This is a genomic window from Mycobacterium shimoidei (genome assembly GCF_900417275.1).
Classification (GTDB): Bacteria; Actinomycetota; Actinomycetes; order Mycobacteriales; family Mycobacteriaceae; genus Mycobacterium; species Mycobacterium shimoidei.
In genome coordinates this window covers 282,976-294,858 of sequence record NZ_UEGW01000001.1, presented here as the reverse complement: position 1 = coordinate 294,858, position 11,883 = coordinate 282,976, and the positions used below count along the sequence as shown (strand labels likewise).

The window sequence follows — 11,883 nt, the reverse complement described above, 5'->3', positions numbered from 1 at the left end:
TAGGAAGGACACACCATGGCCAAGCTGTCTACTGACGAGCTGCTCGACGCATTCAAGGAGCTGACCCTGCTGGAGCTCTCGGACTTCGTGAAGAAGTTCGAGGAGACGTTCGAGGTCACCGCCGCCGCCCCGGTCGCGGTCGCGGCCGCTGCCCCCGGCGGCGCCGCTCCCGCTGCTGCCGCTGAGGCAGCCGAGGAGCAGTCCGAATTCGACGTCATCCTCGAGGCCGCCGGCGACAAGAAGATCGGCGTCATCAAGGTCGTGCGCGAGATCGTGTCCGGCCTGGGCCTCAAGGAGGCCAAGGACCTGGTCGACGGCGCGCCCAAGCCGCTGCTGGAGAAGGTCACCAAGGAAGCTGCCGACGAGGCCAAGACCAAGCTCGAGGCCGCCGGCGCCACCGTCACCGTCAAGTAGTCCGACTCGGCGAACCCCCCGGAGCGCTACGCCCCGGGGGTTTCGCCTAACGCCAGCCGCTGCGACTGCTGCACTCGCTCGCGTGAATCTCCCAGCGCGACAAGCAGATTCGTCGTCATCGCGGCGAGCACCGGGCGGACCGCGGCACTGTTGTCGCCGTAGTAGCCGGCCAGCTCCAGCATTACGAAGCCGTGAATCGCCGCCCAGAACTGCGCGGCCGTCGCCACCACGGCGCTGTCATCGGAAGCTGACCCCACGGTGATCCGGCCCGCCAGCATCGACCGGTGCACCGGCTGCACCACCCGCGCGAAGCTCGGATAGTGCTCGTTGATCTCGGCCACCGGCAGGCTGACCACGTTGTGTGCGGGCGCGTTGATGCCGTGTGCGCTGGTGCTGCCGAACATCAACCGGTACATGTGCGGACGCTCGATCGCGTAGCGCCGGTACGCGATGCCGGTCGCGATCAGGTCGGCAACCGGGTCATCGGTTTGCGGCAACGTGAGCGCGTCGGCGAACTGCCGCAGGCCCTCCTCGGCGACCGCGGCGATCAGCGCCTGCATCCCACCGAAATGGGTGTACACCGCCATCGTCGAAGTCCCGGCCGCGCGGGAGATCTTGCGGGTTTGCAACGCATCGGGTCCGTCGCCGTCGAGCAGTTTCACCGCCGCGTGCACCAGCTCGTCACGCACGTTGCGTGGGGTTTCAGAAGTCTCTGATGTCCCTGAAGTCCCTGAAGCTGAAGTCATCGTTGCCATCTTTTCATGACCGGCGTAAGGTGTCCATAACATCGAAATATCAATGTTATAGGAGTTCAGATGACTTCACCTGCCGCCACCGAAACCCGCAACCCCTACCTGGAAGGCTTCTTGGCGCCGGTGTCCACCGAGGTCACTGCCACCGACCTGCCGGTGACCGGCCGCATTCCCGAACACCTCGACGGGCGCTATCTGCGCAACGGGCCCAACCCGGTCGCCGAAGTCGACCCGGCCAGCTACCACTGGTTCACCGGCGACGCCATGGTGCACGGGGTTGCGCTGCGCGATGGTCAGGCCTGCTGGTACCGCAACCGCTGGGTCCGCACCGCGGCGGTGGCTGCGGCCCTCGGCGAGCCGGTGCGGGCCGAGCTCAACCCGGGTGCCGGCATGCTGTCGGTCGGTCCCAACACCAACGTGTTGAGCCATGCCGGTCAAACGCTGGCGCTGGTCGAGGGCGGCGGCGCCAACTACCGGCTGACCGACGACCTCGAGACCATCGGAACCTGCGACTTCGACGGGACCCTTTCCGGTGGCTACACCGCCCATCCGCACCGCGATCCGGCAACCGGGGAATTGCACGCTGTTTCCTACTCCTTCGCGCGCGGACACCGCGTGCAGTACTCGGTGATCGACACCGCCGGACGGGCCCGGCGAACCGTCGACATCGCGGTGACCGGGGCGCCGATGATGCACGACTTCTCGCTGACCGAAAAGTACGTCGTGATCTATGACCTACCGGTGACGTTCGACCCGGTCCAGGTGTTGCCGACGAACGTGCCGCGCTGGCTGAGCCTGCCTGTCCGGCTGGTGCTCCAGTCGCTGCTGGGACGGGTGAAGATGCCGAGCCCGATGTCGCTGATGATCAACCGCAACACCACACCGGGCGACCGGATGCCCTACAAGTGGAATCCGCACTACCCGGCGCGCATCGGTGTGTTGCCCCGTGAGGGCACAAGCACCGACGTGAGGTGGTTCGACATCGAACCCTGCTACGTCTACCACCCGCTCAACGCCTACTCCGAAGATCGGGATGGCACCGAGGTCTTGGTGCTCGACGTGGTGCGCTACTCGCGAATGTTCGACCGCGACCTGCGTGGGCCCGGCGACAGCAGGCCCGCCCTGGACCGCTGGACCATCAACCTGGACACCGGGTCGGTGAGCACCGAACGCCGTGACGATCGGCCGCAGGAGTTTCCGCGAATCAACGAGGAGCTGCTGGGGGCTCGGCACGGGTTCGGCTATGCGGTCGGCACTGATGGCGGCTACCTGTCCGGCGGCGCAACCGAGTTCTCCACCGCGCTGTACAAGCACGACTACGCGACCGGATCCAGCACTACCGCCGCGCTCGATCCGGCCCTTTTGCTCGGCGAGATGTCGTTTATTCCCAATCCGGGTGCCCGCGCCGAGGACGACGGCATCCTGATCGGCTACGGGTATCACCGGGGTCGCGGCGAAGGCCAGTTGGTGCTGCTCGACGCCGAAACTCTGGAGTCGGTGGCCACCGTTCACCTGCCGCAACGGGTGCCGATGGGTTTCCACGGCAACTGGTCGCCCCGAACCTAGCAGCTGACCAAGCACTAGCCCGCTGCGACAACTCGCCGTCGGCCACCCATAGCCGTGTTGCGGATCGCCAGCGTAGGCTAAAGTGACTGAAACCACAGGCCAAGCCAGCAACTCCGCGGGAGGATTTCGCATGGGTACCGGTATTCAGGTTGAGGGGCTCACCAAGTCCTTCGGTTCTCAGCGAATCTGGGAAGACGTCACGATGGACATTCCCCCCGGTGAGGTCAGCGTGTTGTTGGGCCCGTCGGGTACCGGCAAATCGGTGTTCTTGAAGTCGTTGATCGGTCTGCTGCGCCCGGAGCGCGGTTCGATCATTGTCGAGGGCACCGACATCACCGAGTGCTCGGCCAAGGAGCTCTACGAGATCCGCACCCTGTTCGGGGTGATGTTCCAGGACGGGGCGCTGTTCGGGTCGATGAACCTCTATGACAACACCGCGTTCCCGCTGCGCGAGCACACCAAGAAAAAGGAAAGCGAAATCCGTGACATCGTCATGGAGAAGCTGGAGATGGTCGGCCTGGGTGGGGATGAGAAGAAGTTCCCCGGTGAGATCTCCGGCGGTATGAAGAAGCGTGCCGGGCTGGCCCGCTCACTGGTGCTGGATCCGCAGATCATCTTGTGTGACGAGCCGGACTCGGGTCTTGACCCGGTGCGCACCGCGTATCTGAGCCAGCTGCTGATCGACATCAACGCTCAGATCGACGCCACGATCCTGATCGTCACGCACAACATCAACATCGCCCGCACGGTGCCGGACAACATGGGCATGCTGTTCCGCCGCAAGCTGGTGATGTTCGGCCCGCGTGAGGTGCTGCTGACTTCCGACGAGCCCGTCGTACGGCAATTCCTCAACGGGCGGCGTATCGGCCCGATCGGGATGAGCGAGGAAAAAGACGAGGCCACCATGGCCGAGGAGCAGGCCCACCTGGACGCCGGCCACCACGACGGTGGTGTCGATGAGATCGAGGGGGTCCCGCCGCAGATCACCGCCACCCCGGGTATGCCCGAGCGCAAGGCGGTCGCCCGCCGCCAGGCGCGGGTCCGCGAGAACCTGCACTTGCTGCCCAAGAACGCCCAGCAAGCGATCTTGGAATCGATGCAACAACAGGGCTACACCCCAGACGGTGGCCGCGGTGACAGCGGTCGCCACCGCGACTACGACGCACCCACCGAGACCATCCGCACTCAGTAGGCACGGGCCAGCGGTAACGGAAGGAGTTTGGCTGACAAGTTGGCGCGTCAACCCTTGACGGACGAGCCGGAAGGGGCCAGTCTGTTGGGCAGCGTGCGTGCATGGGATCAGCGACAAGGCGGCCAGCGCCCGGATCGTTGAGATTCCCGAGCACGGCAGTTGAGGAATGCGCAGTCCTGCGCTATTGTTGGACGTTGCGCTGGCTGCCTCCTGCCCATCTCACCCGCCACTTGACACCGTGGTCCTAGCCTGAGCCCGTTTCCGGCTCAGCGATCTAGTTGCGTGCGTGAGTCTGGACAGTTCGTCCGCCAGCCGAACCGACACAGTTATCGCGGCGAATAGGTCCGGTGGTGACCGGCTCCCCGCTAGCCGCACGAGGTGCTGGAAGGATGCGTCTTGGCAGTCTCCCGCCAGAGCAAAGCAAAGAGTAGTCCGCACAATCTTCAAGGTTCAATTCATTCCAACGGCTCCGTCCCGGGAGCGCCCAACCGAGTTTCTTTCGCCAAGCTGCGTGAACCGCTCGAGGTTCCGGGCCTGCTTGATGTGCAGACCGACTCGTTCGAGTGGCTGATCGGCTCACCGAAGTGGAAGGAAGCCGCCCGAGCCCGCGGTCTGACCGATCCGATCGGCGGCCTCGAGGAGGTACTCGAGGAGCTGTCCCCGATCGAGGACTTCTCCGGGTCGATGTCGCTGTCCTTCTCCGACCCGCGCTTCGACGAGGTCAAGGCCCCCGTCGACGAGTGCAAAGACAAGGACATGACCTACGCGGCGCCGTTGTTCGTCACCGCGGAGTTCATCAACAACAACACCGGCGAGATCAAGAGCCAGACGGTGTTCATGGGCGACTTCCCGATGATGACCGAGAAGGGCACGTTCATCATCAACGGGACCGAGCGTGTCGTGGTCAGCCAGCTGGTCCGCTCGCCGGGGGTGTACTTCGACGAGACCATCGACAAGTCGACCGACAAGACGCTGCACAGCGTCAAGGTGATCCCGAGCCGTGGTGCGTGGCTGGAGTTCGACGTCGACAAGCGTGACACCGTCGGCGTGCGCATTGACCGCAAGCGCCGCCAGCCGGTCACCGTCCTGCTCAAGGCGCTGGGCTGGACCAACGAGCGGATCACCGAGCGGTTCGGCTTCTCCGAGATCATGATGTCGACGCTGGAGAAGGACAACACCGCCGGCAGTGACGAGGCGCTGCTCGACATCTACCGCAAGCTGCGTCCGGGCGAGCCGCCGACCAAGGAGTCCGCGCAGACGCTGCTGGAGAACCTGTTCTTCAAGGAGAAGCGCTACGACCTGGCCCGGGTGGGCCGCTACAAGGTCAACAAGAAGCTGGGCCTGAACCCCAACCCGACGGCCGACACCAGCAAGACGACGCTGACCGAAGAGGACGTCGTCGCCACCATCGAATACCTGGTGCGTCTGCACGAGGGCCACACCACGATGACCGTCCCGGGCGGCGTCGAGGTGCCGGTGGAGACCGACGACATCGACCACTTCGGTAATCGCCGGCTGCGCACGGTCGGTGAGCTGATCCAGAACCAGATCCGGGTCGGCATGTCGCGGATGGAGCGGGTGGTGCGCGAGCGGATGACCACCCAGGACGTCGAGGCGATCACACCGCAGACGTTGATCAACATCCGCCCGGTGGTCGCCGCGATCAAGGAGTTCTTCGGCACCAGCCAGTTGTCGCAGTTCATGGACCAGAACAACCCGTTGTCGGGTCTGACCCATAAGCGGCGGCTGTCGGCGCTGGGCCCCGGTGGTCTGTCCCGTGAGCGGGCCGGACTGGAGGTGCGCGACGTGCACTCCAGCCACTACGGCCGGATGTGCCCGATCGAGACCCCGGAGGGCCCGAACATCGGCCTGATCGGTTCGCTCGCGGTGTACGCGCGGGTGAATCCGTTCGGCTTCATCGAGACGCCGTACCGCAAGGTGCGCGACGGGGTGGTGACCGACGACATCGAGTACCTGACCGCCGACGAGGAAGACCGCCACGTCGTCGCGCAGGCCAACTCGCCGATCGACGAGAAAGGCCGGTTCACCGAGGACCGGGTGCTGGTGCGCCGCAAGGGCGGCGAGGTCGAGTACGTCTCGTCGTCCGAGGTCGACTACATGGACGTCGCACCGCGCCAGATGGTGTCGGTGGCCACCGCGATGATCCCGTTCCTGGAGCACGACGACGCCAACCGTGCCCTGATGGGCGCCAACATGCAGCGCCAGGCGGTTCCGCTGGTGCGCAGCGAGCGTCCGCTGGTGGGTACCGGCATGGAGCTGCGCGCCGCGATCGACGCCGGGGACGTCGTCGTCGCCGAGAAGTCCGGCGTCATCGAGGAGGTGTCGGCCGACTACATCACCGTGATGGCCGACGACGGCACGCGGCACACCTACCGGATGCGCAAGTTCGCCCGGTCCAACCACGGCACCTGCGCCAACCAGCGCCCGATCGTGGACGCCGGGGACCGGGTCGAGGCCGGCCAGGTCATTGCCGACGGCCCGTGCACCGACCAGGGCGAGATGGCGTTGGGCAAGAACCTGCTGGTGGCGATCATGCCGTGGGAAGGCCACAACTACGAGGACGCGATCATCCTGTCCAACCGCCTCGTCGAGGAGGACATCCTCACCTCGATCCACATCGAGGAGCACGAGATCGACGCCCGCGACACCAAGCTGGGCGCCGAGGAGATCACCCGGGACATCCCGAACGTCTCCGACGAGGTGCTGGCCGACCTCGACGAGCGCGGCATCGTCCGCATCGGTGCCGAGGTCCGCGACGGCGACATCCTGGTCGGCAAGGTCACCCCGAAGGGCGAGACCGAGCTGACCCCTGAGGAGCGGCTGCTGCGCGCGATCTTCGGCGAGAAGGCCCGTGAGGTCCGCGACACCTCGCTGAAGGTGCCGCACGGCGAGTCCGGCAAGGTGATCGGCATCCGGGTGTTCTCCCGCGAGGACGACGACGAGCTGCCCGCCGGCGTCAACGAGCTGGTCCGGGTCTACGTCGCGCAGAAGCGCAAGATCTCCGATGGTGACAAGCTGGCCGGCCGGCACGGCAACAAGGGCGTCATCGGCAAGATCCTGCCGGTCGAGGACATGCCGTTCCTGCCGGACGGCACGCCGGTCGACATCATCCTGAACACCCACGGGGTGCCGCGACGGATGAACATCGGACAGATCCTGGAGACTCACCTGGGCTGGTGCGCGCACAGCGGCTGGAAGGTCGACACGTCCAAGGGCGTGCCGGACTGGGCCGCCCAGCTGCCCGAAGAGCTACTGGAGGCCGAGCCCAACAAGATCGTTTCGACCCCGGTGTTCGACGGCGCCCGCGAAGAGGAGCTGCAGGGCCTGCTGTCCTCGACGCTGCCCAACCGCGACGGCGACACCCTGGTCGACGGCGACGGCAAGGCGATCCTGTACGACGGGCGCAGCGGTGAGCCGTTCCCGTACCCGGTGACCACCGGCTACATGTACATCATGAAGCTGCACCACCTGGTGGACGACAAGATCCACGCCCGCTCCACTGGGCCGTACTCGATGATCACCCAGCAGCCGCTGGGCGGTAAGGCGCAGTTCGGTGGCCAGCGGTTCGGCGAGATGGAGTGCTGGGCCATGCAGGCCTACGGCGCCGCCTACACGCTGCAGGAGCTGTTGACCATCAAGTCCGACGACACCGTCGGCCGGGTCAAGGTGTACGAGGCGATCGTCAAGGGCGAGAACATTCCCGAGCCGGGCATCCCCGAGTCGTTCAAGGTGCTGCTCAAGGAGCTGCAGTCGCTGTGCCTCAACGTCGAGGTGCTCTCCAGCGACGGCGCGGCCATCGAAATGCGCGACGGCGACGACGAGGACTTGGAGCGCGCGGCCGCCAACCTGGGAATCAACTTGTCCCGCAACGAATCCGCGTCTGTTGAGGACTTGGCTTAATTGTTTTCTAGTCCCGAAAGGGGAAAGGGAGTTACGTGCTAGACGTCAACTTCTTCGATGAACTCCGCATCGGCCTGGCCACCGCTGACGACATCCGGCAGTGGTCTTACGGCGAGGTCAAGAAGCCGGAGACCATCAACTACCGCACATTGAAGCCGGAGAAGGACGGCCTGTTCTGCGAGAAGATCTTCGGACCGACTCGCGACTGGGAGTGCTACTGCGGCAAGTACAAGCGAGTGCGCTTCAAGGGCATCATCTGTGAGCGCTGCGGCGTCGAGGTGACCCGTGCCAAGGTGCGCCGCGAGCGGATGGGCCACATCGAGCTGGCCGCGCCGGTCACGCACATCTGGTACTTCAAGGGCGTGCCGAGCCGGTTGGGCTACCTGCTCGATCTGGCCCCCAAGGACCTCGAGAAGATCATCTACTTCGCGGCCTACGTCATCACCAGCGTCGACGAGGAGCTGCGGCACAACGAGCTGTCCACGCTCGAGGCCGAGATGGCCGTGGAGCGCAAGGCGGTCGAGGACCAGCGCGACGCGGACCTGGAGGCGCGCGCCCAGAAGCTGGAGGCCGACCTGGCCGAGCTCGAGGCCGAGGGTGCCAAAGCCGATGCGCGGCGCAAGGTTCGCGACGGCGGCGAGCGGGAGATGCGTCAGATCCGCGACCGGGCTCAGCGCGAGCTGGACCGGTTGGAGGACATCTGGAACACCTTCACCAAGCTGGCTCCCAAGCAGCTGATCGTCGACGAGAACCTCTACCGCGAACTGGTCGACCGCTACGGTGAGTACTTCACCGGCGCCATGGGCGCCGAGGCGATCCAGAAGCTCATCGAGAACTTCGACATCGACGCCGAGGCTGACGCGCTGCGCGAGGTCATCCGAAGCGGCAAGGGGCAGAAGAAGCTTCGTGCCCTGAAGCGGCTCAAGGTGGTGGCCGCGTTCCAGCAGTCCGGGAACTCACCGATGGGCATGGTGCTCGACGCGGTGCCGGTGATCCCGCCGGAGCTGCGCCCGATGGTGCAGCTCGACGGTGGCCGGTTCGCCACGTCCGACCTCAACGACCTGTACCGCCGGGTGATCAACCGCAACAACCGACTCAAGAGGCTGATCGACCTCGGCGCGCCCGAGATCATCGTCAACAACGAGAAGCGGATGCTGCAGGAGTCGGTGGACGCGCTGTTCGACAACGGCCGCCGCGGCCGTCCGGTCACCGGGCCGGGCAACCGTCCGCTGAAGTCGCTCTCCGATCTGCTCAAGGGTAAGCAGGGCCGGTTCCGCCAGAACCTGCTCGGTAAGCGCGTCGACTACTCGGGCCGTTCGGTCATCGTCGTCGGTCCGCAGCTCAAGCTGCACCAGTGCGGTCTGCCCAAGCTGATGGCGCTGGAGTTGTTCAAGCCGTTCGTGATGAAGCGACTGGTCGACCTCAACCACGCGCAGAACATCAAGAGCGCCAAGCGGATGGTGGAGCGTCAGCGTCCGCAGGTGTGGGACGTGCTCGAAGAGGTCATCGCCGAGCACCCGGTGCTGTTGAACCGCGCACCGACCCTGCACCGGCTTGGTATCCAGGCCTTTGAGCCAATGCTGATCGAAGGCAAGGCGATTCAGCTGCACCCGTTGGTGTGTGAGGCGTTCAACGCCGACTTCGACGGCGACCAGATGGCCGTGCACCTGCCGCTGAGCGCGGAGGCGCAGGCTGAGGCCCGCATCCTGATGCTGTCCTCGAACAACATCCTGTCACCGGCGTCGGGCCGGCCGTTGGCCATGCCGCGGCTGGACATGGTGACCGGGTTGTACTACCTGACCACCGAAGTGCCCGGCGACACCGGCGAATACCAGCCGGCCACCAAGGACTCGCCCGACCGCGGCGTGTACAGCTCGCCGGCCGAGGCGATCATGGCGATGGACCGCGGCGCGCTTTCGGTGCGCGCCAAGATCAAGGTGCGGCTCTCGCAGCTGCGTCCGCCCGCCGAGATCGAAGCCGAGCTGTTCGGCCAAAACGGTTGGCAGCCAGGGGATTCCTGGATGGCCGAGACCACGCTGGGCCGGGTGATGTTCAACGAACTGCTGCCGGTGGGCTACCCGTTCGTGAACAAGCAGATGCACAAGAAGGTGCAGGCCTCGATCATCAACGACCTGGCCGAGCGCTACCCGATGATCGTCGTCGCGCAAACCGTCGACAAGCTCAAGGATGCCGGCTTCTACTGGGCCACCCGCTCCGGTGTCACGGTGTCGATGGCCGACGTGTTGGTGCCGCCGCGTAAGCAGGAGATCCTCGACTCGTACGAGGAGCGGGCCGACAAGGTCGAAAAGCAGTTCCAGCGTGGTGCTTTGAACCACGACGAGCGCAACGAGGCGTTGGTGGAGATCTGGAAGGAAGCCACCGACGAGGTGGGGCAGGCGCTTCGCGAGCACTACCCCGACGACAACCCGATCATCACGATCGTCGACTCGGGCGCTACGGGTAACTTCACCCAGACGCGGACGCTGGCCGGCATGAAGGGGCTGGTGACCAACCCCAAGGGTGAGTTCATCCCGCGGCCGATCAAGTCCTCGTTCCGTGAGGGCCTGACGGTGTTGGAGTACTTCATCAACACGCACGGCGCACGAAAGGGGTTGGCGGACACCGCGTTGCGTACCGCTGACTCGGGTTATCTGACCCGTCGTCTGGTGGACGTCTCGCAGGACGTCATCGTCCGCGAGGCGGACTGCGGCACCGAGCGCGGCATCACCGTCGAGTTGGCCGAGCGTCAGCCCGACGGCACGCTGATCCGCGACCCGTTCATCGAAACCTCCGCGTACGCCCGCACGTTGGGCGCCGACGCGGTCGACGAGAAGGGCAACGTCATCGTCGCCCGCGGTCACGACTTGGGTGACCCGGAGATCGAGGCGCTGCTGGCGGCGGGCATCACGTCTGTGAAGGTGCGCTCGGTGTTGACCTGCGCGACCGGCACCGGCGTGTGCGCCACCTGCTACGGCCGCTCGATGGCCACCGGCAAGCTGGTCGACATCGGTGAGGCGGTCGGCATCGTGGCCGCCCAGTCCATCGGTGAGCCCGGCACCCAGTTGACCATGCGCACCTTCCACCAGGGTGGTGTCGGTGAGGACATCACCGGTGGTCTGCCGCGGGTGCAGGAGCTGTTCGAGGCTCGGGTGCCGCGTGGTAAGGCGCCGATCGCCGACGTCACCGGCCGGGTGCGGTTGGAGGAAGGCGACCGCTTCTACAAGATCACCATCATCCCCGACGACGGTGGCGAGGAAGTGGTCTACGACAAGCTCTCCAAGCGCCAGCGGTTGCGGGTGTTCAAGCACGAGGACGGCACCGAGCGACTGCTCGCCGACGGCGACCACGTCGAAGTCGGTCAGCAGCTGATGGAAGGCTCCGCCGACCCGCACGAGGTGCTGCGTGTGCAGGGTCCGCGCGAGGTGCAGATCCACCTGACCAAGGAGGTCCAGGAGGTCTACCGGGCGCAGGGCGTGTCGATCCACGACAAGCACATCGAGGTGATCGTCCGGCAGATGCTGCGCCGGGTGACGATCATCGACTCGGGCTCGACGGAGTTCTTGCCCGGCTCGCTGATCGACCGCGCGGAGTTCGAGGCCGAGAACCGTCGGGTGGTGGCCGAAGGCGGCGAGCCCGCCGCCGGCCGTCCGGTGCTGATGGGGATCACCAAGGCGTCGCTGGCCACCGACTCGTGGCTGAGCGCGGCGTCGTTCCAGGAGACCACGCGAGTGCTGACCGATGCGGCGATCAACTGCCGCAGCGACAAGCTCAACGGTCTGAAGGAGAACGTGATCATCGGCAAGCTGATCCCGGCCGGTACCGGGATCAGCCGTTACCGCAACATCCAGGTGCAGCCGACCGAAGAGGCGCGGGCCGCCGCGTACACGATCCCGTCCTACGAGGATCAGTACTACAGCCCCGACTTCGGCCAGGCCACCGGTGCCGCGGTCCCGCTGGACGACTACGGGTACAGCGACTACCGGTAATCCCTGCCGAGTGTGCGGCCAGCCGCACGTTCGGAGTCGAGTGAGCGGCCAG

6 protein-coding genes are annotated in these 11,883 nt (G+C 65.7%); 5 read left to right on the top strand and 1 reads right to left on the bottom strand.

The features are described 5' to 3' along the window. Nucleotides 1-15: 15 nt before the first annotated feature. Nucleotides 16-414 carry a 50S ribosomal protein L7/L12 gene (gene rplL, locus MSP7336_RS01505; RefSeq protein WP_069395691.1) on the top strand — a complete coding sequence of 133 codons (399 nt, stop codon included), beginning with the start codon at nucleotides 16-18 and terminating at the stop codon, nucleotides 412-414. Between the two features lie 26 nt (nucleotides 415-440). Here rplL and MSP7336_RS01500 read toward each other — a convergent pair whose 3' ends face one another. Continuing rightward, a complete protein-coding gene (locus tag MSP7336_RS01500; RefSeq protein WP_244917392.1) occupies nucleotides 441-1,160 on the bottom strand; it encodes a TetR/AcrR family transcriptional regulator in 720 nt (239 codons plus the stop codon). A 69-nt stretch (nucleotides 1,161-1,229) separates the two neighbouring features. On the opposite strand from MSP7336_RS01500, the gene MSP7336_RS01495 reads away from it, so the two are divergent. The 4 genes from MSP7336_RS01495 (at nucleotide 1,230) to MSP7336_RS01480 (ending at nucleotide 11,831) form a co-directional block, all read left to right on the top strand. After that, nucleotides 1,230-2,732: a carotenoid oxygenase family protein gene (locus tag MSP7336_RS01495; protein WP_113962885.1), complete on the top strand. Its 1,503-nt coding sequence runs from the start codon at nucleotides 1,230-1,232 to the stop codon at nucleotides 2,730-2,732. A 130-nt stretch (nucleotides 2,733-2,862) separates the two neighbouring features. Then, nucleotides 2,863-3,924, top strand: coding sequence for an ABC transporter ATP-binding protein (locus MSP7336_RS01490; RefSeq protein ID WP_113964717.1), 1,062 nt, complete (start codon nucleotides 2,863-2,865; stop codon nucleotides 3,922-3,924). Nucleotides 3,925-4,320: 396 nt separating this feature from the next. Next, nucleotides 4,321-7,845 carry a DNA-directed RNA polymerase subunit beta gene (gene rpoB / locus MSP7336_RS01485; RefSeq protein WP_113964716.1) on the top strand — a complete coding sequence of 1,175 codons (3,525 nt, stop codon included), beginning with the start codon at nucleotides 4,321-4,323 and terminating at the stop codon, nucleotides 7,843-7,845. Nucleotides 7,846-7,880: 35 nt separating this feature from the next. Then, complete coding sequence (locus MSP7336_RS01480; RefSeq protein ID WP_113962884.1) at nucleotides 7,881-11,831, top strand: DNA-directed RNA polymerase subunit beta'; 3,951 nt, start codon at nucleotides 7,881-7,883, stop codon at nucleotides 11,829-11,831. Nucleotides 11,832-11,883: the final 52 nt, after the last annotated feature.

Coding starts and splice junctions, on each gene's coding strand:
- MSP7336_RS01490 (WP_113964717.1), top strand. CDS start 2,863: ATGGGTACCGGTATTCAGGTTGAGGGGCTCACCAAGTCCTTCGGTTCT.
- rplL (WP_069395691.1), top strand. CDS start 16: ATGGCCAAGCTGTCTACTGACGAGCTGCTCGACGCATTCAAGGAGCTG.
- MSP7336_RS01495 (WP_113962885.1), top strand. CDS start 1,230: ATGACTTCACCTGCCGCCACCGAAACCCGCAACCCCTACCTGGAAGGC.
- MSP7336_RS01500 (WP_244917392.1), bottom strand. CDS start 1,160: ATGACTTCAGCTTCAGGGACTTCAGGGACATCAGAGACTTCTGAAACC.